At 70.8% G+C, this 26,195-nt stretch carries 17 protein-coding genes; 13 read left to right on the top strand and 4 right to left on the bottom strand.

The genetic code is table 11. The features are described 5' to 3' along the window. Nucleotides 1-23 precede the first annotated feature (23 nt). Nucleotides 24-557: an MgtC/SapB family protein gene (locus ACFZB9_RS25380; protein ID WP_391450741.1), complete on the bottom strand. Its 534-nt coding sequence runs from the start codon at nucleotides 555-557 to the stop codon at nucleotides 24-26. Nucleotides 558-1,057: 500 nt separating this feature from the next. Here ACFZB9_RS25380 and ACFZB9_RS25375 point away from each other — a divergent pair, with 500 nt between their 5' ends. Continuing rightward, complete coding sequence (locus tag ACFZB9_RS25375) at nucleotides 1,058-1,261, top strand: cold-shock protein (protein WP_184941582.1); 204 nt, start codon at nucleotides 1,058-1,060, stop codon at nucleotides 1,259-1,261. A gap of 103 nt (nucleotides 1,262-1,364) precedes the next feature. Here ACFZB9_RS25375 and ACFZB9_RS25370 read toward each other — a convergent pair whose 3' ends face one another. Further along, on the bottom strand, nucleotides 1,365-3,617 hold the full coding sequence (locus ACFZB9_RS25370) for an ArnT family glycosyltransferase (protein WP_391450739.1): 2,253 nt from the start codon (nucleotides 3,615-3,617) through the stop codon (nucleotides 1,365-1,367). A 529-nt stretch (nucleotides 3,618-4,146) separates the two neighbouring features. Between ACFZB9_RS25370 and ACFZB9_RS25365 the strand changes: the two genes are divergently transcribed. From ACFZB9_RS25365 to ACFZB9_RS25335, 7 genes are read left to right on the top strand one after another with little or no spacing between them, the layout of a single operon-like run. After that, nucleotides 4,147-8,967: a DUF6603 domain-containing protein gene (locus ACFZB9_RS25365; protein WP_391450737.1), complete on the top strand. Its 4,821-nt coding sequence runs from the start codon at nucleotides 4,147-4,149 to the stop codon at nucleotides 8,965-8,967. A gap of 5 nt (nucleotides 8,968-8,972) precedes the next feature. After that, entirely contained in the window at nucleotides 8,973-11,675 is a 2,703-nt protein-coding gene (locus tag ACFZB9_RS25360) for a DNRLRE domain-containing protein (protein WP_391450735.1), read from the top strand. Continuing rightward, the gene (locus ACFZB9_RS25355; RefSeq protein WP_391450734.1) at nucleotides 11,675-15,361 is read left to right on the top strand and encodes a hypothetical protein; all 3,687 of its coding nucleotides are present in this window, start codon (nucleotides 11,675-11,677) and stop codon (nucleotides 15,359-15,361) included. The genes ACFZB9_RS25360 and ACFZB9_RS25355 overlap by 1 nt, the downstream gene beginning before the upstream one ends. Further along, nucleotides 15,358-15,852 (top strand): hypothetical protein, encoded by a 495-nt coding sequence (locus ACFZB9_RS25350; RefSeq protein WP_391450732.1) that lies wholly within the window; start codon nucleotides 15,358-15,360, stop codon nucleotides 15,850-15,852. Before ACFZB9_RS25355 ends, ACFZB9_RS25350 begins: the two co-directional genes overlap by 4 nt. Continuing rightward, complete coding sequence (locus ACFZB9_RS25345) at nucleotides 15,849-17,474, top strand: hypothetical protein (protein ID WP_391450730.1); 1,626 nt, start codon at nucleotides 15,849-15,851, stop codon at nucleotides 17,472-17,474. Before ACFZB9_RS25350 ends, ACFZB9_RS25345 begins: the two co-directional genes overlap by 4 nt. A 33-nt stretch (nucleotides 17,475-17,507) precedes the next feature. Next, complete coding sequence (locus tag ACFZB9_RS25340; protein WP_391450728.1) at nucleotides 17,508-19,085, top strand: hypothetical protein; 1,578 nt, start codon at nucleotides 17,508-17,510, stop codon at nucleotides 19,083-19,085. A 45-nt stretch (nucleotides 19,086-19,130) separates the two neighbouring features. After that, nucleotides 19,131-19,826 (top strand): hypothetical protein, encoded by a 696-nt coding sequence (locus ACFZB9_RS25335; protein WP_391450726.1) that lies wholly within the window; start codon nucleotides 19,131-19,133, stop codon nucleotides 19,824-19,826. 25 nt (nucleotides 19,827-19,851) lie between these two features. On the opposite strand, the gene ACFZB9_RS25330 is transcribed toward ACFZB9_RS25335, so the two are convergent. Beyond that, the gene (locus ACFZB9_RS25330) at nucleotides 19,852-20,862 is read right to left on the bottom strand and encodes an alcohol dehydrogenase catalytic domain-containing protein (RefSeq protein WP_391450724.1); all 1,011 of its coding nucleotides are present in this window, start codon (nucleotides 20,860-20,862) and stop codon (nucleotides 19,852-19,854) included. A 207-nt stretch (nucleotides 20,863-21,069) separates the two neighbouring features. Here ACFZB9_RS25330 and ACFZB9_RS25325 point away from each other — a divergent pair, with 207 nt between their 5' ends. Then, nucleotides 21,070-21,750 (top strand): epimerase, encoded by a 681-nt coding sequence (locus ACFZB9_RS25325; protein ID WP_391450722.1) that lies wholly within the window; start codon nucleotides 21,070-21,072, stop codon nucleotides 21,748-21,750. 110 nt (nucleotides 21,751-21,860) lie between these two features. Further along, complete coding sequence (locus ACFZB9_RS25320) at nucleotides 21,861-22,229, top strand: hypothetical protein (RefSeq protein ID WP_391450720.1); 369 nt, start codon at nucleotides 21,861-21,863, stop codon at nucleotides 22,227-22,229. Between the two features lie 112 nt (nucleotides 22,230-22,341). On the opposite strand, the gene ACFZB9_RS25315 is transcribed toward ACFZB9_RS25320, so the two are convergent. Continuing rightward, nucleotides 22,342-23,124: an aminotransferase class IV gene (locus ACFZB9_RS25315; protein ID WP_391450717.1), complete on the bottom strand. Its 783-nt coding sequence runs from the start codon at nucleotides 23,122-23,124 to the stop codon at nucleotides 22,342-22,344. Nucleotides 23,125-23,228: 104 nt separating this feature from the next. On the opposite strand from ACFZB9_RS25315, the gene ACFZB9_RS25310 reads away from it, so the two are divergent. Genes ACFZB9_RS25310 through ACFZB9_RS25300 form a run of 3 tightly spaced genes read left to right on the top strand, consistent with a single transcriptional unit; the run spans nucleotide 23,229 to nucleotide 26,163 of the window. Then, nucleotides 23,229-24,299 (top strand): ABC transporter substrate-binding protein, encoded by a 1,071-nt coding sequence (locus ACFZB9_RS25310; protein WP_391450715.1) that lies wholly within the window; start codon nucleotides 23,229-23,231, stop codon nucleotides 24,297-24,299. Then, nucleotides 24,296-25,354, top strand: coding sequence for a FecCD family ABC transporter permease (locus ACFZB9_RS25305; RefSeq protein ID WP_391450713.1), 1,059 nt, complete (start codon nucleotides 24,296-24,298; stop codon nucleotides 25,352-25,354). Before ACFZB9_RS25310 ends, ACFZB9_RS25305 begins: the two co-directional genes overlap by 4 nt. Then, nucleotides 25,351-26,163 carry an ABC transporter ATP-binding protein gene (locus ACFZB9_RS25300; RefSeq protein ID WP_391450711.1) on the top strand — a complete coding sequence of 271 codons (813 nt, stop codon included), beginning with the start codon at nucleotides 25,351-25,353 and terminating at the stop codon, nucleotides 26,161-26,163. The genes ACFZB9_RS25305 and ACFZB9_RS25300 overlap by 4 nt, the downstream gene beginning before the upstream one ends. Nucleotides 26,164-26,195: the final 32 nt, after the last annotated feature.

Raw genomic sequence — 26,195 nt, 5'->3', positions numbered from 1 at the left:
CAGGCCGACCCGGTGCGTGTGGCCTATGCGCGCGCGGCCTCGGTGCGCGCCGCCTCGTCCAGCAGCTTCTCGTCGGCGGGGTCGAGCTCGGTAGGGGCGCAGCCGGCGTCGATGTCCTCGTCCTCGGCGAAGGGACGGGCCCACCGGCGACCGTCCAGCAGCCGCAGCACCGGTATGTGCCGGATCTCCAGTGACAGCAGTGTCAGCAGCGTGCCGGTACAGGCGAACAGCAGCAGCCCCTCCCCGGCTGCCGCGCCGATCGCCGCCGCGGCGAAGATCGTGGCGGCCGTGGTGATGCCGCGCACCACCTCGCCCGACGCCCGACTCTCCCGGAAGGTCAGGCCACCGCCGATGAACCCGACACCGGTGATCACCCCGGTCAGCGCGTTGGGCGCACCGTTCTGCGCCAGCACGGCCACCAGCGCCGCACCCACCCCGATCAGCGAGAAGGTCCGGTCGCCGGCGGCCGCTCCGCGCAGACTGCGCTCGAAGCCGATGGTGTAGGTCAGCGCGAACGCGGCCAGCAGATGTCCGGTCATCGGGAGCTCGTGAATCATGCCCGAATTCAATCCCAGGCTCCCGGAGACCCGAACACGGACTCCCCCCCGCAGCGCAGCGAGGGGAGCCCGCGGCACCGACGGATGGCCCCTGGCGACGACCGACCGGGGGAGCAGCACAGGCCGGGCCACGGGCCGCGAACGCCCCGTCCGCGGCCCGCTGCCCAGGGCAACCGGACGCCGAGCGCGCAGACCGAGCCAGGGCGGCGGTCCTGGTGCCCGCTGTTGTCGTCCACCGGGTCGGTCTGTGCCTGCTTCTTTCCGGCCTCGGAGGCAGTGTTTCCGGCCACGGGGCGGCGTGTCTTTGGCCGGATCGGTGGCGGCTGGGTGCTTAAGGTGTAACGTCGTTATCAAGCAGTCGTGGTTCCGAAGTACTCGCCCGCGGTGGAATGCCGCGGGCGGTTTTGCTGTTCAGCAGCGCTTCTCCGGACCTAGGCGATTACCTCCAGGCCCTCGCGCAGTGCGAGGCCTGACCAACGTCCGTTGAGAAGGAGAACAGCATGGCTACCGGTACCGTGAAGTGGTTCAACGCCGAAAAGGGCTTCGGCTTCATCGAGCAGGACGGCGGCGGCGCCGATGTCTTCGCCCACTACTCGAACATCGACGCCCAGGGCTTCCGTGAGCTCCAGGAGGGCCAGAAGGTCACCTTCGACGTGACCCAGGGCCAGAAGGGCCCGCAGGCGGAGCACATTCGCCCGGCCTGACCTCCCGCGCTCCGGCGCACGCGGGCGCCCCGCACCTTCGGGTGCGGGGCGCCTTGCTGTCCGCGTCCATGACTGACGCGGACAGCCGGGCAGCCGGGCGGAGTCAGGCGGACGGCTGCGCGCAGGTGTAGAGCGTGCCACCGATGCCGGTGGCGTCACCGAAGAAGCCGGCCGGGTTCTGCTCGGTCACCCCGAAGGTGGTGGCGGGGACCGTGGCGCAGTGCTGCTTCACCCAGTCGTCGATCTGGCCGACCGCCGTGTCGCTGCCGCCTCCGCCGAAGAAGGCGCCGATCCCGCCGGCGCCCTGGACCAGCACGAAGCGGACGGCGCCGCTGTGCACCAAGGAGTCGAAGCGGCTCGCCGACGGCGCGGGCACCGAGCCGCTGAACCCGCCCATCGGCAGCACGGTGTCACCCGTGGCGAGGATGTAGGGCGATCCCGACATCCAGCTGTCGACGGCGAAGACGTACCTCGCGCCGTCCTGCCGGGCCTTGACGTAGTCGTACAGCTTGCGCTGGTCGGCGGAGAGGCTGCTGCTGATGTCGCCGCCGGGCCCGCCGAAGCCCGCCGGGCCGTGGAAGCCGCCGGGAGCGCCGCCGGGTGCGCCACCAGGTGCGCCGCCCGGTCCGCCCGCGGTGATCATCTTGGTCAGCATCGCACCCAGTCCCCCCGTGGAGGGCCCGGCGAGGGCGTCGAAGGAGCTACCCGCGTACTTCGGGTCGAGGACCGAGGCCGACCAGGCGACCGGGGCAGCGGCGGCGCCCGCCAGGCCGGTGATCAGGCCGACCAGCAACAGCCGGGAGGGCGAGTGGCGGCTGAGCCGGCCCCACACCATGGCGGCGACGCCGAGGACGGTGGCGGCCAGCACCAGCCACTTCAGCCAGGGCAGGAAGCCGGGGGTGAAGTGGCCGAGGTACCAGGCCCAGCCTGCCTCGGCGGCCACCGCGAGGGGCAGCAGCCAGGCGCTGCGCTCGCCCTTGCGGTAGGCGTCCCACATCAGCACGCCGCCCGCGCCGACCAGGGCCGCCAGGGCGGGGGCCAGGGTGGCCATGTAAGCGGTGTGCGGGATCGAGCTCATCTTGCTGAACACCAGGCCGACGATCAGCAGCCAGCTGCCCCACATCACGAAGCCGCCGAGCAGCCGGTCGGTGCGCCCCGCGCGGCGGCGGGACCACAGGCCGAACGCCAGGGCGAGGAAGGCGAACGGGAAGAGCCAGCCGATCTGCGGGCCGAAGCGGCCCTGGAACAGTTTCAGCCAGCTTGAACCGCCGTCCAGCGAGGGGAGGCCCCCGCCAGGTGCGGCAGCGGGCCCACCGACAGCGGGCCCACCGGCACCGGGTGCGCCGACGCCCGGCGCGGCAGCGGTGGAGCCGCCCCCCGGAGCGCCCGCCGTGGCGCTGCCCGGGAACCCGCCGCCCGGGGCCTGGTGGGGTGCGCCCCCGCCGCCGAGGTCGATGCTGGGCACCGACCCCGGCACGTGAATGCCGAACCGTTCCAGGCCGTTGTAGCCGAAGACCATGGTGATCGCGCTGTTGTTGGTGCTGCCGTCCACGTACGGCCGGTCCTTGGCGGGCGTCACCGTCATCAGCAGGATCCAGGAGAGCGACACCCCCAGGCACACCGCGCCCGCCAGCAGCAGATGGCCGACCCGCTTGCGCAGCCCGACCGGTGCCGCCACCAGGTAGCCGAGGGCCAGCGCCGGCAGGATCATCCAGGCCTGCAGCATCTTGGCCTGGAACCCGAGGCCCACCCACGCCCCGGCGAACAGCAGTGACCGCAGCCGCGCGTCGAGTACCGCGCGCTGGTAGCAGTCGGCCGCCATGACCAGGCAGAAGGTCAGCCCGCCGTCCTCCATCGAGTGCCCGAACATGGATGCGGCCACGGGTGTGAAGGTGAGCGCCGCGGCCGCCACGAGCCCGGCCCTGGGCCCGGCCCAGCGGCGCACCATGCGGTACATCACCAGCACGCAGATGACGCCCTCGATGCACTGAGGGAGCGTCACCGACCATACGTGGAAGCCGAACAGCCGCGCGAAGAGCGCCTGCGGGACGAACGAGCCGGCGAGCTTGTCGGGCGTGACGGTGGCGCCTGGGTCCCAGGCGCCGTAGAAGAGTGCCTTCCAGCTGACCGACATGCTCTTCGCGGAGGCGGAGTAGAAGAGCGCGTAGCCCGCGGTGGTGATGTGCCAGGCGTAGAGGACGGCGGCGACGGCGGCCGTCAGCAGCAGCGCGGGTCTGGCCCAGCCGGGCTGGTCCGCGGGGGAGCGCCAGAACTCCCAGGGCCTGCGGGTGCTTCCGGAGCCGCGTCCGGGAGCCTGCTCGGAGTTGGGGGGATGACCGACAACGGTCGCGGACAAGGGAGAACCTCCTGCTGGACGGTACTGGGAGCCGGGTGGGAAAGTCCTGAGAGGCTGTCGGCTCATGCAGCGAACTACCCCTGCCACGCCCGGCTGATGCGTCCTTGCTGATGGAGCGTCAGGAGAAATCCTACCGCTGAGCTGGTCCGGGGCCAGGCGGGTACGGGCGCCTTGCGCGGCCGCATCAGGCAGGCGGGGCCGGCAGGTGAACGCCGTGGCACGCTGTCGCGGACGCCGCGCGAAATCGGTGTGCCGGTCGAGCCGGGGGCGTGGGCCATCCGGTGTGGCGCTCTGGTGAAATGTCATCTGTGTGCGATCGTTGGCACAGCCCGACCGCCGGTGGGACGCGTTCCGGATGAATGGCGAGTTCTGGCTGGTGTCCCGTCGGAGGGGTGTCGTCTGGACGCTCTGTCGTGCTCCCATCACTCAGTGCACTGGTCGGCATTGGTGGTGCCGTGTTCCGGCATGCCGATGTGAATGCCCCCGGCATGTGCCTCCCTCCGTTGCGCACGAGAGGATCCCTGCTCCCATGGCTCTGACTGTCGCCGACCTGCTCGCGAACTTCCCCGCCCCGGGCGAGGACTTCGTCCTGCCCCTGGATTCGATCGAACTCCCGGAGCTCTACCAACTCTTCGGCACGGGCAAGGAATTCGTGCTGCGGGTGACGGAGGCCGTCAGCGCGGAGCTGCGCGTGACCGGCACGGCCGCGCTGCTGAACGGGCGCGAGGCCCTGCTGCGGTTCGAGTTCCTCGCGGACACGGCGCGGCAGTACGTCACCGGGTTGAAGGTCGGCATCGAGGTGACGGTCGGCCTGGTCGAGCTCGCCGCCGCCTGGGAACTGGACCTCGGCGAGGTGCCGCAGGCCTTCCTGGCCGAGGTGCGCCAGCTGTTGGCACGGTACGACCTGACGGTAAGTCAGGTGGTCATCGCGGCGGAGACCGAGCACCTGCGCCTGGTGTTCGCCGCGCCGTCGATCGGCGGGCCCTTGGTGGCGCTGCTCGGGGTCAAGGAGAGCGGCGCACTGCTCTCCGAACTGCCGTACATCGGCGGCGAGATCCCCGACGGCGAGCTGATCGGGGTGCACGGCGTCGAGGCGATCGTGGCCGCCGGGGCGCTCACCGAGGCGCAGAGCGTGGCGGTGAACGCGGCGGTGACCGCGGCCGTCGGTGGCACCGACTGGTGGCCGCTGCTGCCGGCGCAGGCGCTGGCGGCGGGCGTCTGGGTGGGGGCGGCCTATCAACTGCCCGGGCAGGACGCGCAGGTCTGGGCCGTGCGACTGAAGATGCCGGAGATCGACTGGGTGCCGGAGTTCCCGTCCCTGACGCTCGGGCGCTTCACGCTCTCGGGCTTCGGCCTGCGCTGGCCGCCGACCGGCTCCGGCACTGGAAGCGGCCTGGGGGCGTACTTCCGGCTGTCGATCAAGCTGGGCTGGCTCGACCTGCAACTCCCCGACGTCGGTTTCGACTTCTCGCTCCCGGACCTCCCCGACGCGGGTGACTTCTCGGTCATTCCGCGCCTTCCGTCGATCAGCCTCTCGCTGGGCGGCATCGAGTTGACCTTCACCGTGCCCAAGGGCCCCGAGCTGCCCCAGCTGCCGGGATTCCCCGGGCTGCCGGAGCTCGGGCTGCTGACCGGTTGGTGGGACAGTGCCGGTGGTGGTGGGGGAGGCAAGCGGCTGCTGGACCTGCTGGCCCTCTTCGGCATCTCGCTGCCGTCGCTCCCGGACCTCTTCAACCCGGAACTGCCCTCCCTCGGGCTGCGGTTCGACCTGAGCGTCGGCGACTTCGAACTGACGGGCGAGTCGACGTGGCTGCGCTTCGTGCTGGGTGGCCTGCCGCCGCTGTCGGGCCCCGAGGGCTGGGGCAAGGTCGCGCTGCTGGGCATCAAGGGGCTCGAAGCCTGGCTCACCGACCTGCCGTTCATCGGGAACCTGATTCCGGATCTGCCTGACTTCCTGCTGAACGGGATCAGTCTGGCCGCGCTCGGATCCGGCCTCAGCCGACCGCAGCTGGACCTGCTGAACGGCTGGATCGGGACCTTCCCCGGTGGACTGGACGGCTGGTGGCCCACCCTGAACTGGGAATCCTCCGGCGGCGGCGCGGGCCGCCAGGGCTGGTCGCTGGACGTGAACTGGCGGCTCCCCGGCCGTCCTGCCGTGGCATGGGGGATGCCCTGGCCGCCGTCGGCGCTCACGCCCCCCGACCTGTCCTGGGTGGAGTTCCCGGAGCTCACGATCGGGCCGCTGGAGCTCTCGGGGATCGGCCTGACCTGGCCGGCCGTGGACGAGCCGGACTGGAACTTCGGCAGCGACTGGGTGCTGCGCATCGCCTTCGACGTCAGGCTGACGCTCGGCGGCGGGATCTCGCTGGGCCTGCCCGGCCTCGGGTTCGACATCGACCTCAAGCAGTTCAAGGTGCACCCCCGCTTCCCCCGCCTGTCGTTGACCCTGCCCGGCGACTTCGAGATGGAGTTCACCATCCCGATGCCGACCGGCCCGGGGCAGCCGATCGCGCTGACCGCCCGGTGGCGCGACGACAAGGGCGTCCCGGCCTCCGACCTCATGCTCGGTCTGGGCGCGGAGCTGGTGAGCGCGGTGCTCCCCGACCAGCTGATGCCGCGCCTCTACTCGGCGGCCCTGCGCTTCGACTTCCGGACCTTCGAGATCGTGGTCGCCGCGACCTCGTCGTTCTTCGGCTGGATGCTGGCCGTCCAGCCCGCCAACGAACCCCAGCGCCGCCGCCACCTGGTCGCGGTGCGCGGCACGGTGCAGGCGAAGGCATCCGACCTGCCGATCGTCGACACGACCGACCCGGACCGCGATGTCACCGTGAGCGACATCCAGTTCGCCTGGGCGGGCATGACCAAGGGCGCGCCCCCGCGCAAGTGGACGGCCGCCGAAGTGCTCGAACTGAACAAGCTGCTGGCCGAGTTCGCCACCGACCCGGCTGTCGCCGGCGCGGACCCGTTGGCCTCCGGCCTGCTGCCCGTCCTGCTCCCCGGTGACTTCGAGCCCGGGACGACCGTGATGTGGGCGAAGCTCGGATTCGAGGGCGGCAAACTGGAGCTGGTCTACCCCGCCGACCGGGAGTTCGCCACGCTCGGCCAGAGCGGATCCGTGGTGCTGGGCCGCGAACGGGCCGAGGAGGAGGCGCGGCGCTTCGACGGGTACGCGCTCGGCCCGGTGCGGTTCAGCCACGCCGCCCTCGGCTACGCGCACGGGCTGCTGTTCATCGCCTTCGACGCCACCATGGCGGTCGGCCCGCTGACCATCGAGCTGCTGGGCCTGGGCCTCGGGGTGGACAAGGACTGGACGGTCAGGCCGGTGCTGCGCGGCGCCAGCCTGGCGCTGGAGCGCCCGGGCCCGCCCAAGACGGTGATCTCCGGCGCGTTCACCGAGCTGGATCTGGGCCCGGACTACGAGCTGGCGTTCGGTGCCGCGGGCCGGATCGAGCTGATGGACCTCGCCGTGCTGCAGCTGACCGGCAGCTGGGCCAAGCACAAGGACGGCTGGGACTCGATCTTCGCCTACGCCGAGTACGTGTCCGGGAAACACCTGATCAACGGCCTGTTCAGTATCGGCCCGGTCGTCTTCACCGGCATCGTGCTCGGCTTCGGCATCAACAGTACCGTGCGCATCCCCACCACCGGTGAGCTCGGCAGCTTCCCGCTGATCAAGCGCCTGGGGGAGGACGGCGGGACGAAGAAGACCCCGGCGCAGGCGCTGAACGAACTGGTGGGCGCCGGCGGTTGGGTGACGCCGGCGCGGGGCCAGTACTGGGTGGCCGGCGGCATGCAGTTCACCGTCTACCGCTTCATCCAGGCCCGGGCGCTCGCCCTGGTCGAGTGGGGCGAGGCGGGCTGGAAGGTGATGCTGGCGGGCAGCACCACGCTGCTGCTGCCGCCAAAGCTCCCGACCTCCAGCGACGCCCTCGCGGGGGCGCCACTGGCCGCCAACATGCTCTGCCTCGGCAAGGTGATCGTGGACTTCGTCTACGTCTACGACTCCGCCCTCGGCCGCTTCTCGATGGACACCGTGATCGCCAAGGGTTCCTACATCCTCGACCCGGAAGCGCAGCTGACCGGCGGAATCTCGCTCTACGTCTGGGGCAAGGACCTGCCGGGCGGGATCAAGAAGGGCTTCGTGCTCTCCGCGGGCGGCTACCACCCGCAGTTCAAGCCCCCCGCGCACTACCCGAAGCCGCCGCGGATCGGCTGGCTCTGGGAGCGCGGCCCGGTGAGCATCAAGGGCCAGGCCTACGCGGCGCTGACCGACGGCGCGTTCATGATCGGCGGGGCGCTGGCCGCCGTCTACGACAACGGCCACGGCATCAACCTGCGGGCCTGGTTCACCGCTCACGTCGACGCGCTGGTGCAGTGGAAGCCGTTCTACGCCGACATCGCCTTCGGCCTGAGCATCGGCGTCGCCGCCACGGTCAAGGTGCTCTTCGTGCGGGTGCGGGTCTCGCTGGAGGTCAGTGTCGGCCTGCAGCTGTGGCTGCCGCCGATCGGCGGACGGGCCAAGATCAAGGTCTGGTTCATCTCCTTCACCATCGGTTTCGGTGCCGACCGCAAGGGCGCGCCGCCGGTGCCCTGGGAGGACTTCCAGCTCCAGCTGCCCGCGCCTTCGCGCACCGCGCTGAAGCAGGGCTGCGAGCTGCCTGACGTCACCAAGGACGAGTCCGAGGCGCGCAGCGAGGCCGATCTGCCGGAGCTGGTGCGGATCGACGGTTTCACGGTGTCCGTGGAGTCGGCGCTGCCCGCCTCGATGATCACCCTCAACGACGTGCTGTTCGAGGGCAGCAAGGACGCCACGATCGACATCCGTCCGATGCGGCTGACCGGCGTGATCTGCGAGCAGATCGTCGAGATCCTCGACCAGTGGGGTGACATGTACGACTGGCGGGCGGAGGAGTGGACGGTCACCCCCATCATCGAGGGCATGCCGCAGGCCCTGTGGGGCGCGCCGCTGGCCAACCCCGACCAGGCCCTCAAACAGCCCGGGATGGTGGACGACTGCCTGACCGGGCTGACCATCGTGGTCCCCGGGCCGACGAAGCAGCTCGGCGTCGGCAACGTCCCCTCGAAGGCCCTGGACGTGGAGGGCCTGCCGTCCAGCCGGATGCCGCTGCGCGAGCGCGACGTCGCCGGTGAGTCCCCGGTCTTCGACGAGGGCAGCGTCGGCGTGATCACCAGCACCCTGGTGGCCACCGCCGCCAAGCGCACCCGGTTGCACGAGGCGCTGGCCGGGCTCGGCGTCGCGCCGGGCAGCGACGGTTCGCTGATCCAGTCCGAGAAGAAGGCCGGCAGGACCCTGACCGACCCCCCGCTCCTGACCGCAGCCGCGAGGTGACCGCGATGCCCACCCGACCCGACCTCAACGTCTCGTTCTACGACCACCTCGACCCCAAGGCCACCGCCGGCGTCTACACCATCACCGTCCGGCACGAGCTGACCAAGAACGGCGAGCGGGTCGACGCCGACGCCGAACTGCCCACAGTTTCGGACAGCTACGAGATCCGCGCCGCGCAGTTCGTGCTGGACCCCTCCTCGGTGCACGCCACCTTCCCGCCGACCGGCGCGGTCGGCCGGTACACCCACGTGCTGCCGCACCTCACCCTGAGCCGCGCCATCCTGCCCTGGGAGCGGCAGCTGCGGGGCCTGGCGGCGGCCAAGGAGCCGTGGCTGGCGCTGCTGGTCTTCGCCGCCGGCGAACTCGACGACGACCCGGACGCGCAGGGGGAGTTCACCACCCGGCCGATCAGCGAGCTGCGCGAGCCCGGTGAGGGCATCAACGGCCCGCGGTTGACCGGCCCGATCGACGACAGCAACCCGTGCCGGACCATCGACCTGCCGGTCGGCGTCTTCCACGCGGTCGTGGCGCGCCAGGACGAGCTCTTTCACCTGGTCCACATGCGCGATGTGAAGCTCGCCCCACAGCGTCTTGACAACGGCGAGATCCTGACCGAGGGCGAGTACGCGGTGCTGGCCGCCAACCGGTTCCCGCGCAGCCCCGGCAACTACGCGGTGCACCTGGTCTCGCTGGAGGGCTGGCTCGGCCGGCTGGCGCCCGACAGCCTGCCCGCCACCGAGAAGGTGCGGCTGTGCAGCCTGTGGTCCTGGCACTTCACCAACGACCCCGAGGGCTCGCTCGACCCGGCCGGCCTGCTGCGCAACCTGGTCGCCCCCGGGCACACCGACCCGGAGCACCTCGCGCTGCGGCTGGCACCCACCGGCGAGCCGTCCGCGAGCCCCGAGAGGGAGCATGCGCGGACCCGGCTGCAGCGCGGCTACACCGCCGTGGCCTACCGCACGCTGGCGGGTGAGGACACCTACGCCTGGTACCGCGGCCCGCTCACCCCGCTGACCACCCCTGATCTGCCCGTCGAGGCCATCGAGGGCCCGCACACCACCGCCGACCACGCGCTGATCTACGACCGCGAGTACGGCCTCTTCGACGTCAGCTACGCCGCCGCCTGGACGCTGGGCCGCGCCACCGCGCTCGCCGACCCCGACTACAGCAGCGAAGTCGTTGAGGCGCGAAGGGAGTTGGCCAATCGCGCCGCCACCCTGCTGGCCCTGGCCACCGACCCGGCCCGCGCCATGACCGACCCGGACGAGCCGGCCGGTGCCGCGGCCCTTCGAGAGCTGGCCGCGCCCGGCTTCGGCCGCGGCCTGGTCGAAGCCCTGCGGGCCCCGGCGGTCCAAGGCCAGCCCCCGGCGCCGGCGGTGCTCCGGGCCCGGCTCGAACCGACCGCCCTGCTCGCCGAACCGCGCTACCAGCAGTCGCTGTTGACGGTGGCCGAGGACACGACCCCGACCATGCCCGACTGGCTGGAACGCCTGGGCCTGCTCAACGGCGTGCCGTTCGCCCACCTGGTGCCCGACCCGCGGATGCTGCCGCCCGAGAGTATGCGCGCCTTCCGGATCGACCAGGCCTGGATCCACGCGCTGGTCGCCGGCGCCGCCGACGTCGCCGCCCACACCTCGCTCGACCACGACCTCCACCCGGTGCTCACCGAGCGCCTGAGCCGGGCCGGCACCACGCTGCCGGTGGCGGGCCTGCTGATGAACTCCGAACTCGTGCGCGCCTGGCCCGTCTTCGAGATCCTCGCCACCACGGCCGACGGCGAGCCGGTGGGCGAGCTGCGCCGCGACCACCTCGCGCCGGACGTGCTGCTGGTGCTCTGGGACGCCGTCCCGGACCAGATCGCCATCCGCGAGCCGGGCCAGGGCATCCACTTCGGCATCAACTCCGAGGAGCGGATCAGCCTGCGCCACCTGACGGGCAGCCGGGTCGGCTACCCGACCGACACCGAGTTCCCCGACCCGGGCGCCCCGGGCTCCGGCACCGTCTTCGACTACCTGCGCCCGGGTCAGGGCGGCGCCCTGCCGGACGTGCTGGACCTGGGCGGCGCCGGCGGACTGCTTCGGGCGCTGTCCGCCGCCTGCCTGCCGAGCGGTGAGCTGTCGCCCGGTCAGTTCGCGCTGGAGCTGGTCAACGCGCCGCTGGAGCAGCTGCTGCTGCCGCCCACGGTGCGTCGCGACTGCGTGGCCGACACCATCGCGCAGTACGGCCAGGGGGCGGAGTTCGGCGCGGCGGACCCGTTGATGGTCAAGAACGAGGGCCCGAGCAACAGCGTGACCCGGATCGCCTACCTGCGCTTCGACACCACCCAGCTCCCGCCGCCCGACCAGCTCGGCAAGGTGCTGCTGCGGGTGTACGCCGCCGCCCAGGACGCGGGCGGCTTCGATCTCAAGGCCTACGCCACCGACAACGACTGGGACGAGTCCACCCTCGCCTGGGCCAACAAGCCGGCCCTGTCGGCCGGTCCGATCGCCACCGCGCGCGTCGGCGCCGTCGACGCCTGGGCCTGGCTGGAGTTCGACATCACCGCGCACCTGCGCCAACACAGCGGCGACGAGCTCTCGGTGGCGCTCGACAAGGACCAAGGCGGCAACGGCATCGCCCGGATCACCTCCCGGGAAGCCGCCACCAACCAGCCCCACCTCAGCATCACCGTCACGCAGCCGACACTGAACTCCGGGGAAGAGCGCTGATGACCGACACCGACCTGATCGTGCCCGTCGAGCTGCACGCACTGGTGGCCAACCGCGCGGTCCGCGCCGACAAGGACCGGTTCAAGCGCTGGTCGCCGATGTTCACCATGATGCTCAACGAGGAGTTCAAGACCAGCGGCGAACCCGAGCCGTACGAGAACATGCAGGACTACTGGACCGGCACCGACTTCGAAGGCGTCCACCTGCAGTGGCAGCTCCCCGAGTCGCTGACCACCGGCTACATCGACCCCGACAGCGGCGAGAGCAAGTTCCCGCTGGTGCCGAACCGCTGGCTGGTGGTCCGCTACGCCACGGTGCGCGGTAAGACCACGGTGGCCGGCTGGGTGGTGCACAGCGACTACCTCTCCTCGGAGCGCCCGGACGCCAACCCGATCTGGGACGGCAGCAACTCCTACCTGAACCCGGATGCCGCCACCGTCACCACCGACCGGATCGGCCGCGCCCACGACCTGGCCACCGGCCCGTGGCGCGAGCCCGCACAGCGGCGGCTCTTCCTGACCGCGATCGGATCCGGGCTGCCGGCCTTCGCCGCGTTCGCGCCCTACCACCACAACGTCTTCCTCTTCCAGGACACCCTCCGGGACCTGCGCGACCCGCAGTACGGCGACAACTACCCGCCGGACGCGGAGCTCAGCTACGCGGTCGTCGGCTGGTACTCCAAGGACGACGCCGACATCCTGCGCACCGCCGCCGGGATCCCCGGTCTACTGCCGCCCGGTGCCGATCCCGGCAACCTGGTCGACGTGCTGGAAGCCCTGGGCTGGGCGGTGCCTGACGGTATGTCAGAATCCATTGTGCGCACCCGCTACGCCGGCACCGCGCTGGGCGTCGACTGGCGGCGCGAAGGCATCGTCCCCGACTCCGACCGGCCCGACGGGACGTCGACCAAGGTCGCCCTCGGTCACAGCACCGCGGACGCCGCCGCCGCGCTGGTGGCCCGGCAGACGAGCTCGGCCCGTGACGGCGACCTGATCAAGGCGCTGTTCCACGGCGAAATCGCGGCGATGGACAGCGCCGACGGACCGATCGAGCTGGACGAGGTGATGCGCCGCTCCTGGTTCAGCGGCAGCGAGGGCGGCTACCTCTGGCGGGTTGTCAACCGGCCCGCCGAGCAGGGCACGGACGAACCGGCTCCCGAACTCCCGCAGCCCGCCTGGCTGGACGAACTCAACACCAAGCAGACCGAGTACGACCAGGGCATGGCCGAACTCGCCCGCCTCCAGTGGCGGTTGTGGTCGCTCTGGTGGCTGCGCGAACTGCCCGAGAAGCGGCGGCCCAAGCCGTTCGAGTTCGATGTGACGGCCTGGAACGCCGAGATCAACAAGCTCAGCGGCCAGGTCAGCGCCCTCCAGCGCGCTCTCGATGAGCTGCGCACCGAGATCCCCTGTGCCGAGGACCCCGACGCCCTGCCGGCGAAGATCGAGGAGTTCGCCGCCGACCGGGAACTGCCCGAGACCCAGGAGCTCAAGCGCTCCCCGCAACCGTCCTTCTACCGGCCCGCCGACCCGGTGGTGGTGATGGAGGGCACCGGGACCACCCAGCCGCTGGGCCGCCCCGATGACCAGCCGCTGCCCTGCCGGCTGCCCTCGCGGCTGCTGACCCGGGTGCGGATCGGCACCGAGGACGTCACCCCGGCCCCGAACCCGCCGGCCCCCGACCTGACCGGCCTGCCCGCCCTGTGCCGGCCGCTGGTCGCGGAACTGGCGATGCTGGACCGCGCTGCCCGCACTGGAAGCGCGCTCAAGGACATCGTCGAGCGACCGACGGAGCTGACCGACGGCCCGTTCCCCGAGTACAGCCGGGTCTGGCGCCAGCCCTGGCTGCCGATGTACCTGCAGTGGCGGGTCAAGTACTGCGCGACCCCGTTCCGCGGCGGCGGAACCGGCGCGGGCGGCAGCGACAACTGGACCTTCGACGGCAACGACTACCGCTGGAACGGCACCAACGTGCCCGAGGGCGACGGCGAGGGCGGCGTCCGCTGGACGAACTTCGCCGGGCGCTCGTTCCTCACTCCCGCCCTGTCGTACGTGCTGCGCGAGCAGACCAAGCGCAAGCTGGCCGGGGCGCCGGACGAGCTGTTGGCTCAACTGAGCGATCTGCAGGACGACTTCGAAAAGCTCGACATCCTCTCCCAGACCCTGGACGGCTTCAACGACTGGCTCGTCCAGCAGGACGGCGCGGCCCAGGTCACCACCGACCAGCGCATCCTGGACCTGGCCGGGCAGAGCAACCACGTGCCGGACGGGGCCGGGGACCGTCGCGAGCAGCGGTTCCAGCCGGTGCGGGCCGGGCAGTTCTACTTCACCGAGCTGCACATCATCGACCGCTTCGGCCAGGCCCTGCGGCTGGTCACCACCCAGCAGGGGCAGCCCGGCCAGTTCGACCCGGTCCGCGCGGCCAGCGTCACCCCCAACCCCGACCTGCCGCTCTTCCAGCCGCCGCCCAGGTCGGAGCGTTTCATCCAGCTGCCGCCCCGACTGCTCCAGGAGAGCAGGATCCGGCTCGAACCGGTGCACCACAGCGACGACCGCCCGCTCGCGGCGGTGAGCAGTGCGCCCGACCCGGTCGGCGACACCCCGGTGGCGGGCTGGCTGCTGGTCAACCACCTCGACCAGACCCTGCTGGTCTACGCTCCCGACGGCAGCCCGCTGGGCGAGCTGCGGGTGATCCACACTGCGGAGGCTGAGCGGGAGATCGCCTGGAACTCGCTGCCGCACGCCCGCTACGACGAGCCCGCCGACTTCGTGGGCGTCTACCCGCACGTGGCCGGCTTCGCCGACGAACTCGTGGGCCGCGACGCCGACACCTTCGGCCTGCTGATGACCACGATCGACCGGGCGCTGAGCCGGATCACCGACACGGCACCGGAGGAGGACCGCGCCCCCGCCCGGCTGATCGGGCGGCCGGTCGCGCTGATCCGGGCCAGGCTCGGCCTGGAGCTGCTGGGCCCGCCGCTGACCGATCCGGCCTGGGACGAGGCCCTGAAGCCGAACCCGCAGGAGTACCCGGACTACCGGTGGGCGGTGCGGCTGGGGGAGTACGAGCAGCTGGCGGACGGGCTGATCGGCTACTACACCTCCGAGCCCGGCGCGGAGACCTCGTACCGGCGGCTGTACATTCCGGTCCAGGGGCGGGATGCGGTGGCCTACGCGTCGGGCACCTCCTCAGCGAACGACGACCGGTACTTCTCGCTGATCGGTACCGGCGCCGGGATCGCGATGCCGGCCCGCCCCGTCGACCGTCCCCTCACCCGGTACCTGACCATGCTCGCCTGCCCGCACACGGCCGTGCACGCCACCACCGACATCCTCCCCGTCACCTCGCTCATCGTGGACGCCGACGTCACCCACCGGGCGCTCGCCGCGATCCGCGCCTCGTTCCGCCTCAACCCGCTGCTGGCACCGGTCCGTTCGGGGGAGGTGACGCGGAGGTCGGACGAGCCCGAGCCTGCGGACCACGGCATCTTCATGCCGCGCCCCAGCGCGCTGCACGGCGCCTGGAGTTGGGCCGAGCCGCTGGTCTCGGGCGACGGGCCGCCGCTCTGGACCGACCTGCCGATCCTGCCGGCTGACGACCTGTCACACCCCGACGACCCGGTCCCGGCCGCCCGGGCCGGCTACCTGCAACTGCACCCGGGTGCGGGTGGCGAAGGAGAGACCCGATGACCCTGCTGCTGCCCTACCGCGTGGACATCACCCCTGGACCGGCCACCACAGACGGCGCCCAGCCGCGCTACCACCAACTCCGGTTGACGGTCGGCGAGGAGGGCCGGACCAGCGCCGAGCAGCCGGTGCGCTGCACCCGGATCGCGGTGCGGGTACCCGCCGCGACCAGTGACCCGCGCCTCGCGCGCCAGCCGCTGGCCATCTCCACCACGGTGCCCTCGGTGCGCAGCAGTGCGCAGGGGCAGGAGTGGTGGATCGTGCCGGACACCACCGACCCGGCCGTCACCGTCTTCGCGTGCGTGCCGGATCAGCCCGCCCAGTTCGACGGGACCTGGGCCATCTCCTTCCTGATCGAGCTGGATCCCGGGTTCGAGAGCACGGACGTCGAGATCACCGAGGAGACCGCGGCCGACAGCGGCCCGGTCAGCAGGCGCAGCAGCCGTGTGGTCGCGAGCGTGCTTCCGGTCGGTGGATCGGAGGGGCAGTTGTGAGCGCTGCCGAAATCACTGCGGAGACGAACCTGCTGAAGCCGGCTCGGGGGACGGTGCCGTCCCCGTTGCGGGTGAGCACGATGGACGAGCTGGAGTACGGGACGGTGGTGTTGCGTTTCGGGCGGGACCTTCCGTCGGGGACGTCGAAGGTGTACTGCCGGGGGATCACGGTCAAGGTTCCGACGGGTCGGTCGGGGGCGGACCTGACGATCGAGCCGTCGTTGATCACGACGGCGGTGAGCAAGGTGGAGGGGGAGTCACAGGGGACGGAGTGGTGGGTCGATCGGGACACGACCGATCCGAACGAGGCGGTGTTCTCGTTCGTGCCGGACACGACGGCGGTGTTCGACGGAACGTGGGCGGTCAGTTTCACGCTGTCGGGGATCGAGGTGAATCCGTCGATCGGGACGGTGAAACTGGATATCGAGGAGACGACGTCCACGACGGGGGCGGAGGGCAGCTACCAGAAGCGCGCCGGCCAGGTGGAGGTGAAGAAGGGGAATGACGAGTTCTTCCTCCGCAGCCTGCGCCCTCGGACGACCGTCATCGGGCGGGGCGTGACCGTCGACCTGCTGTGGGACGCGCCTGCCGACAACCGGATTCAGTACACGATGTACTACCGGGGCGCCAATGGGCAGGAGACGTCCGACAACAACCAGACCAAGTTCGCGAACCGGGTGTGGAAGTCGCCGGTGCTGAACGACAACGCCAACTTCACCCTCAAGGCGACCCTGGACGGGCAGGACTACTACCTGACCACCTACCTGACCGTCAACAACCCCGACATCGTGGTCAATACGTTGAGCGCCAACAGCGATGTCAGCGTGGCGGCGGTCGGCACGCTCACGACGCACGGTCCTGTCCAGGCCAACGGTGACGTCACCATCAAGTCGGACAAGGCGCTCAAGGTCACCTCGGTGGATCCGACGGCCGCCAACGGCACAGTCACCGTTCGGGGGAACCTGACAGTCTCCGCCGACAAGAAGCTGACCGTGGGCCCGCTGAGCGCGGGCGCCGTGACGACAGGTGCCGTGACTGCCAGCGGCCGGGTGACGGCGAACGACGGTCTGACGGTGAAGTCCGACAAGACGCTGTCCGCCGGTGAGGTAACGATCGCGAACGGAAAGTTCCTGAGCGTCAGCAAGGTCAAGTCCCCGGTGAACAGTGCGATCGAGCTTCAGAACAGCATCAATCAGACGTCGGGTGGCATCACTACCGGAAGCCTCACGGTCAATGCGAACGGAAGTCTCACCGTCAACGGCACGCTCGCGGCGAAGGGAGCGACCGAGCTGCTCGGTACCCCGCAGAGCTGGTCGTTGGCGTGGAACAGCTCCAAGACTTTCACTGCTCCGACCTCGGGTCTCGCGATCGCGCTTGTGCACAGTGATGGTGGCGACCGCAATCCGATGGTGACGATCAGCTCCGAGTCCAGGACCGTGCGGGCATCCGCCCTGAAGTTCAACTCCCCGGTGCGCAACGGGCGCGGGACGACCATGCTCGGTATCCGGAAGGGCAAGTCGTGCACTGTCTGGTTCGGCGACTCAGGCGGTGACAGCGGCAGGGACCACAAGTCGGCGTGGTTCTTCTGGATCCCGTTCGGAGCAGGCAGCATCTCCCTGTGACCGCTACGCCCCTCTCCATTCGGAAGGACAGTCATGACAGCCAACATGCCCACTGCGGACACGAATCTGGTCAAGCCGGCGCGGGGGACGGTGCCGTCTCCGTTGCGGGTGAGCACGATGCACGAGTTGGAGTACGGGACGGTGGTGTTGCGGTTCGGTCGTGACCTGCCGTCGGGGACGTCGAAGGTGTACTGCCGGGGGATCACGGTCAAGGTTCCGACGGGTCGGTCGGGGGCGGATCTGACGATCGAGCCGTCGCTGATCACCACAGCGGTGAGCAAAGTGGACGGCGAGGCGCAGGGGACGGAGTGGTGGGTCGATCGGGACACGACCGATCCGAACGAGGCGGTGTTCTCGTTCGTGCCGGACACGACGGCGGTGTTCGATGGGGGTTGGGCGGTCAGTCTCACGCTGTCGGGGATCGAGGTGAATCCGTCGATCGGGACGGTGGAGCTCGACATCGAGGAGACGACGTCCACGACGGGGGTGGACGGCAGTTACCAGAAGCGCAGCGGGCAGGTGAAGGTGCAGAAGGGGAATGACGAGTTCTTCTTCCGCAGCCTGCGCCCTCGGACGACCGTCATCGGGCGGGGCGTGACCGTCGACCTGTTGTGGGACGCGCCTGCCGACAACCGGATTCAGTACACGATGTACTACCGGGGTGCCGACGGGGAGGAGACGTCCGACAACAACCAGGCCAAGTTCGCGAACCGGCTGTGGAAGTCGCCGGTGCTGAACGACAACGCCAACTTCACGCTCAAGGCGACGGTCGACGAGCAGGACTACTACCTGACCACGTACCTGACGGTCAACGATCCCAACATCGTGGTCAACACGCTGAGCGCCAAGAGCAACGTCACGGTGGACCCCGGAGCCAATGGCTACATCTGGCTCAAGTCGGGCCGTTTCGACACCACGGCGGAGGCGACCGTCAATCTCTACGGCGTCCTCAACGCCAACGGCAATGTCACGGTCTCCGCCGACAAGACGCTGACCGTCGGTGCCGTGACCGCCAGTAGGACGGTGACGGCGAACGGTGGGGTGTCGGCGACGACGGTGTCGGCCAGCGAATTGGTGTCGGCCAATGGCGGGGTGACGGTGCCGGCGGGGAAGTCGGTGACGGCCAATGGTGGGGTGTCGGCGACGACCGTGTCGGTGAGTGGGTCGGTGTCGGCGAGCGGTGGGGTGTCGACGACGACGGTGTCGGCCAGTGGGCTGGTGTCGGCCAATGGTGGTGTGACGGTCGCGGCGGACAAGACGCTGACTGCGAACGGGCCCCTCGTGGCCAACGGGAACCTGACCATGGGCGCGGGCAAGAACATCACCATCCCCGCGGGGGGTGGCCAGCTTGTGGTGGCCGACGCGTTCGTCGCGAAGTCCCATAACTCGGGCTGGACATACCCCAAGGTCGAGGTCGGCCCGACTGGCGTCGCCACTGAAGGCAACGTCATTGTTTCGGGTTCTCCCATCTTCATCAACAGCGTGAACAAGGGCGCCAGGCTGAACGCCACCACGAAGAACAACGTGGGCAATCCCGCAGGTTGGAAGGCAACCGCCTATTGGGGAAACACCACCGACGGGGACAACAACCTGACCATCCAGAAGCGTTGATCAGTATGACCGTGCCACAGTGCCGCTGCGTCGGAGAGGACACCCGTGAGTGCCGCTGAACCCACTGCGGAGGCGAATCTGCTCAAGCCGGCTCGGGGGACGGTGCCGTCGCCGTTGCGGGTGAGCACGATGGACGAGTTGTTGTGGGACGCGCCCGCCGACACCCGCATCGTGTACACGATGTACTACCGGAAGGCGGACGGGACCGAGACGAGCGACAGCGTCCAGGCCAACTTCGCGAACCAGGTCTGGAAGTCGCCGGCGCTGAACGACAACGCCAACTTCACGCTCAAGGCGACTCTCGACGGGCAGGACTACTTCCTGACCACCTCGCTGACCGTCAACAACCCCAACGTCGTGGTCAACACGCTGACGGCAGGCGGCGATGCGACCTTCGACGGTGACGTCACCGCGACCGCGAGCGGCAAGTCCGTGCGGATCCGGCAGTTGCGGGGCAATGGGACGGTCCCGCTCCAGATCTCCAACAGCACAGTGCTCGACGCCGGTTGCGATCTTACCGTCGGCGGTGCGCTGACCAGTACGGGCCTGGCCACGGCCAACGGCGGTCTGACGGTGAAGTCGGACAAGGTGCTGTCCGCCGGCGAAGTGACGATCGCGAACGGGAAGTTCCTCAACGGCTCAGGTAAGGACAACCACACCGACAACGCCGGCGTCAAGGGTCCCGCGGCCTTCTATCGAGGCTATGACAGCGCTTCCAGGTTCAAGATCGCCCACCGCTAGCCCGCGCTCCGGTCCCGGCCCCGGCCTACGGGATCAGCACCGCCCGGTACTTGGCCTTGCTCATGTTCTGGAAGGTGTTCTCCGCCGTCTCCAGCGGGTGCGTCTCCACCATGGGCCGCACGCCCTTCAGTGCTGCGAACGCCATCGCGTCCTCGCTGTCCTTGGCGTGGCCGCTGTACCAGCCGGTCACGCCGCGGCGGCCGAAGACGAGCAGGTCGGGGTTGACCGGGATCGGCTCGTGGTCGCTGGCGATCACGATCAGGCGGCCGTTGGGGGCCAGGCCCTGGATCAGGTCGGCCTGGGCGGGGCTGCTCCCGACGGTGGAGATGACGGCGGTGGCGCCGCCCAGCTCGGCCAGGGCCTCGCCCGTGCTGCCGTCCTCGCTGTCGAGGTACTCGTCGGCACCCAGGCGGCGGGAGACCGCCTCCTTGCCCCGGCCGCGGTTGATCGCCACCGTGCGGAAGCCCATCTTGTCGGCGAACTGCACGGCCAGGTGGCCCAGGCCACCGATGCCCTGGACGGCGACGGTGTCGCCGGGCCGGGCGCCGCTGTTGCGCAGCGAGTTGAAGGTGGTGATGCCCGCGCACATCAGCGGGCCGGCCTCCTCGAAGGAGAGCACGTCGGGGATCCGGGCGAGGGCGTCCTGCGGCGCGACCAGGTACTCGGCGTAGCCGCCGTCGAAGGTCACGCCGACGATCCGGCCCGCCGCGCAGTTGGCGAAGTCACCCCGGCGGCACGGGTCGCAGGTGAAGCAGCTGCCGCCGTGCCAGCCGACGCCGGCCCGGTCGCCGGTCTGCCAGGCGGTGACCCCGGCACCGACCGCGTCGACCTCGCCCGCGATCTCGTGGCCGGGCACCCGCGGCAGCCGCACCCCGAGCAGGCCGAGCCGCGCGATGTTCTCACCGCCGCACACCCCGCAGGCGCGCACCCGCAGGCGGACCTGGCCGGGGCCCGGTTCGGGGACCGGGAGCTCGGTCACCGTGAACGGTTTCCCTGCCTCGGTCACCTGCACGGCCTTCATGGTGGACAAGCTCATCACTGCTCTCCTCGGGTGGCGACGGCGCTGTGAACTCGGGCGGCGTGATCATAGCGGCTGGCGTCGCCGGAGCCGTTGGAGCCGCAGTGCAACGGGATTCCCGTGTCGGCGGGAAGGACTGACGGATAGTCACCTGACGGCTGACGGCTGACGGCTGCCCGGGTGCAGCTCCACGCAATCCGTTCCCCGGGCGCCTATGGTGGGCGGGTGAACGTCATTCTCTTCGGGGCGACCGGCATGATCGGCCAGGGCGTGCTGCGCGAGTGTCTGCGCGACGACTCGATCGAACGGGTGCTGGTGATCGGCCGCAGTCCGGTGCGTCAGGAGCACCCCAAGCTGGTCGAGATGCTCCAGCCCGATTCCTCCGACCTGGCCGCGCTGGACATCGATCTCGCCGACTACGACGCCTGCTTCTTCTGCCTGGGCGTCTCCGCCGTCGGGATGAAGGAGGCGGAGTACCGGCGCATCACCCACGACCTGACCCTCGCCGTGGCCCGCCCGCTCGCCGACGCCAATCCCGAGCTGACCTTCGTCTACCTCTCCGGGGAGGGGGCGGACAGCACCGAGAAGGGCCGGACCATGTGGGCCCGGGTGCGGGGCGGCACCGAGAACGAGCTGCTGCGGCTGCCGTTCCGGGCCTACGTGTTCCGCCCCGGCATCGTGCTGCCGCAGCACGGCGTCGTCTCCAAGACCCGCCTCTACCGCGTCCTGTACACGGCGCTCGGACCGCTCATCCCGCTGCTGCGCAAGGTCGCGCCGAACCTCGTCACCACCAGCGAGCAGATGGGCCGCGCGATGATCGCGGTCGCCATGCCCGGGTTCGAGGCGACGGAGCGGATCCTGCGCACCAAGGACATCAACCGTCTGACGGAACGTACGAACTCCTGACGGCCCAGAGGATCTTTGTGCGCGAAATTCTCTGTCCGAACTGCTTCTCACCGCGTAGGAATGGTCTCTCGGCCTGACCGGCTGTCCGCGATCACGAGGAGCCAGTACCGATGACCCGCCTCCGTACCACCTGTATGACTCTCGCCGGCGCCGCAGCGATGTTCGCCCTGGCCGCTGCGCCCGCCCAGGCCGCCCCCGGTGACGTCACCACCGTCTGCGGGAGCGTCCTCACCCCGACCGGCTACGTCGACGTCAGCTGGGGCTACAGCAGCAGCTGCGGCACCCAGAGCTTCAGCCCGAACGTCAAGCAGATCAAGCAGCTCACCGGGCTGCCCGTCGGCACCGTGGTCCAGGCCTGCGGAACCACCTACCAGCCGGCGGGCTGGGTCCAGACCGGCTCGTACTACAGCAGCAGCTGCGTCGCCTGGTCGAACCCCAGCTTCAACAACAACGCCTGGCAGTTGAAGCGCGTCTCCTGATCGTCCTGCATGTGGAGGGGCCTGCACCAGCAGGCCCCTTCTGCTGTTGGAGGCCCTAGAGGGTCCGCCAGTAGGGGGCGTCGCGACACCGGCCCCCTACTGGCGGACCCTCTCAGAGCGGCTCGCCGGGGAGCTCGGCGTAGGTCCGGCGGAGTTGGTCGAGGACCGGGTCGGCGGTGGCGAACAGCTGGTCGTCGATCGCGCTGACGGTGCGTACGCCGATCGCGGCGTTGGTCGCGAAGGCGGCGCGCATCGAGGGCAGCGCCGTGGCCGGGACCGGGGTGATCACGGTGGGGTGGTGGGCCGCCTGGAGGAGCCGCATGGTGACTCCGGGCAGCACCTCGGCCTGCGGCCACACCACGGTGCCCCTCGCGTCCACGAAGCCGATGTTCCAGGTGCCGCCCTCGGCGATCCGGCCGTCGGCTTCGACGAACAACGCGTCGTCGAATCCCGCCAGTTGGGCCTGGCGGCGGAGCCTGAGCTGGTTGAACAGGCCGACGTGCTTGACCGCTGCCGCCTCCCGGGCCACGGTGAACCGCTTGGCCCGCAGCGGCGGCGGGACCGAGTCGCCGGCGGCCCTGGTCGTCACCAGGACCGCCGGTTCGGCGCCCACCCCCGGGTGGGCCAGGTCGAGCGCCGGGTCGAAGACGGTCACCCGCACGGTGACCGGTGTGCTCCGGGTGCCGACCTCCTGCCGCACGCAGGCGCGCACCCTGGCCGGGTCGAGGTCGGTGCCGAACACCGCCCGGCAGTCGTCGACCAACCGGTCCAGGTGCAGGGCGAGGCCGCGGACCGCGCCGTCGGCCACCCGCATGGTGGTGAAGTGGCCGTAGTTCGTCAGGGCCAGGCTCTGCAGCGCGTCCGGGGACGCCGGTACTCCGTTGATGGTGGCCATGGGACAAGTCTGGCAGCACCCGGAACTCACCGGGCCTCGCGGCCGACTACCTGGGCGGGCCCGCATCGGCGGCCCCGATGATTCCGGATCACCAGGAGAGTTCCATGCGTTCTCGTGTGCTGTGCGGCGTGGCGGCCGCGGTCGCCCTGCTCGTCACGGGCTGCGGCAGCGGTGCCGAGCAGGTCGGCGCCCCGGCCCCGGACCGGACGGGCAGCGCCGCGGCGGCCTACCCCGTCAAGGAGAGCGACTGCGCGGGGGCCGAGACCACGTTCACCGCCGCGCCGCAGCGGATCGTCACCAGCAACGCCTCCAGCCTGGAGATGCTGCTGTGGCTCGGCGCGGGGGACAAGGTGATCGGGACGGGGTTCCCGCCCGGCGCGGGCACCATGCCGGCTCAGCTCGCCGACCAGGCCGCCAAGGTGCCGGTGCTGGGGCAGACGGTGATCCCGAAGGAGAAACTGCTCGGCTCCGGCGCGGACCTGTACGTCGACACCTTCGCCGACATGGGCGCGATGGGCGGCGGCATGGGGACCGCGCCCACCGGGCAGGAGTTCGCGGCCGCCGGCATCAAGCACCTCTACCTGCACTCCACGGCCTGCGCCGCGATGCTCAAGGGCCCGCAGCAGGACCTGTCCCAGGTCGAGCAGGACATCAGGAGCCTGGGCGCGGTCACCGGCACCGCGGCCAGGGCCGAGGAGCTGGTGGCCGGGATGGAGCAGAAGGTCCAGGGGGTGCGCAAGGCCCTGGCCGGCTTGCGGGCGGAGCAGGAGCCGACGTACTTCTTCTTCGACTTCGACGCCGGGACGAAGCAGCCGATGGCGGTCTGTGACAAGCAGGTCGCCAACGCGGTGATCTCCCTGGCCGGGGCGCGCAACGTGTTCGACGGCTGCGACGGGGACTTCAAGGCGGTCTCCTGGGAGGACGTGGTCGCCAAGAACCCCGACTGGATCCAGCTCGGGGTGCGCAACCAGGGCAGCGACGCGGCGAACCAGAAGGCCTTCGACGCGGCCGAGCAGTTCCTGCGGAGCTTCCCGGCCACCAAGGGACTCAAGGCCGTGCAGGAAGGCCACTTCGTGCGGATCGGCTCGGAGGTCACCACCATCGCCGGTGTCCGCAACGCCGACACCGTCCAGCAGATCGCCCACCTCGTCCACCCGGACCTGGTGAAGTCGTGACCGGGGAGGCCGCGCTCGCCCGCCGGCCCGCGCGCACCGCCCGGGCCGGGCTGGTCGCCGCCGTGCTGGCCCTCGCCCTGCTCGCCTCGCTCACCGCCGCCGTCTCGCTGGGCGCGGTCGACATCCCGGTCGGTGAGGTGTGGACGGTGGTCGGCCGCCGCCTGGCCGGCAACACCCCGCAGCCGGGCACCCGGGACCTGATCGTCTGGCAACTGCGCGCTCCACGGGCACTGGTGGCGGCGGTGGTGGGGGCCGGGCTCGGCCTGGTGGGTACCGCCGTCCAGGCCCTGGTGCGCAACCCGCTGGCCGACCCCTACCTGCTGGGCATCTCCTCGGGCGCCTCGCTGGGCGCGGTCGCGGTGATCGTGCTCGGCGCGGGGGCGGGCTCGGCCGTCGGGTTCGGTGTCTCGGCGGCCGCCTTCGCCGGGGCGCTCGGCGCCTTCGCGCTGGTCTGGCTGCTCGCCCGGCGCGGTGGCGCCTTCGCGGCGATGCGTCTGGTGCTGGCGGGGGTGGGGATCGGGCAGTTCCTGTCGGGGTTCACCAGCTTCCTGGTCCTGCAGGTGGGTGATGACCAGCAGACCCGGGGCGTGCTGTTCTGGCTGATGGGCAGTCTCAGCGGCGCCACCTGGAGTCAACTGCCGCTCCCGGCCGCAGCCGTGGCCCTCGGCCTGCTGCTGCTCCAGGCCCGGGCCCGCGGCCTCAACGCGCTGCTGATGGGCGATGAGACGGCCGCCGGCCTCGGCGTGGACGTCGCGCGGCTGCGGCGCGAGCTGTTCGCGGTGACCAGTCTGCTCACCGGCGTGCTGGTGGCCGTCTCCGGGGCGATCGGCTTCGTCGGTCTGCTGGTGCCGCACGTCTGCCGTCTGCTGATCGGCGGGGACCACCGCCGGCTGCTGCCGCTGTCGGCGCTGGCCGGGGCGGTCCTGCTGGTCACGGTGGACACGCTGGCGCGCACCGCGCTGTCCACCCAGGAGGTGCCGATCGGTGTGGTGACCGCGCTGATCGGGGCGCCCGTGCTGCTCTTCCTGCTGGACCGACGTCTGGAGCACCGGTGAGACTCTCCGTCGAGGACCTGGGTGTCACGCTGGCCGGGCGCACCGTGCTCTCCGGGGTGCACCTGCTGGCCGGCGAGGGCGAGATCGCGGGACTGGTCGGCCCCAACGGCAGCGGCAAGTCGACCCTGCTGAGGACCGTCTACCGGCACCTGAGCCCGTCGGCGGGCCGGGTGCTGCTGGCCGGCCGGGACCTGCGCTCGTTGACGCCGGCCGAGCGCGCGCGGCACATCGCCGCGCTGCCCCAGGAGCGTGGCGGTGACTTCGAGTTCACCGTCCGGGAGATCGTCGCGATGGGGCGCGCACCGTACCAGCGGGCCTTCGCGGGCGAGGATGCCGGCGACCGCGCGATCGTGGCCGCGGCCCTCGACGAGGTGGGGCTGGCCGGTCACGGGGACCGCCGGTTCGCCGCGCTCTCCGGCGGTGAGCGCCAACGTGTCCTGCTGGCACGGGCGTTCACCCAGCAGCCGGACGTGCTGGTGCTGGACGAGCCGACCAACCACCTCGACGTGCGCCACCAGGTGGAGCTGCTCGCGCTGCTGCGGGCCCGGCGCCGCACCACGCTGATCTCGCTGCACGACCTGAACGCCGCCGCTTCGCTCTGCGACCGGCTGCACGTCCTGTCCGAGGGCGCGGTGGTGGCCTCCGGCCCGCCGCGCGAGGTGCTCACCCCGGCCCTGCTGGCCGAGGTGTTCGGGGTGCGCGCGGCGGTGGTGCCGCATCCGCTCACCGGGGACCCGCTGATCGCCTTCGACCACCACGCGGCCGTCGCGGACCACCACGCAGCCGTCGCGGACCACTTGCAGGCCTGAGCCGCACAACGAGGGCCCGGTGGCCGCCTCCT

The organism is Kitasatospora sp. NPDC008050, from assembly GCF_042957465.1.
Classification (GTDB): Bacteria; Actinomycetota; Actinomycetes; order Streptomycetales; family Streptomycetaceae; genus Kitasatospora.
Note: the sequence above shows the minus strand (reverse complement) of the source record. Positions and strands in the feature narration are given on the sequence as shown.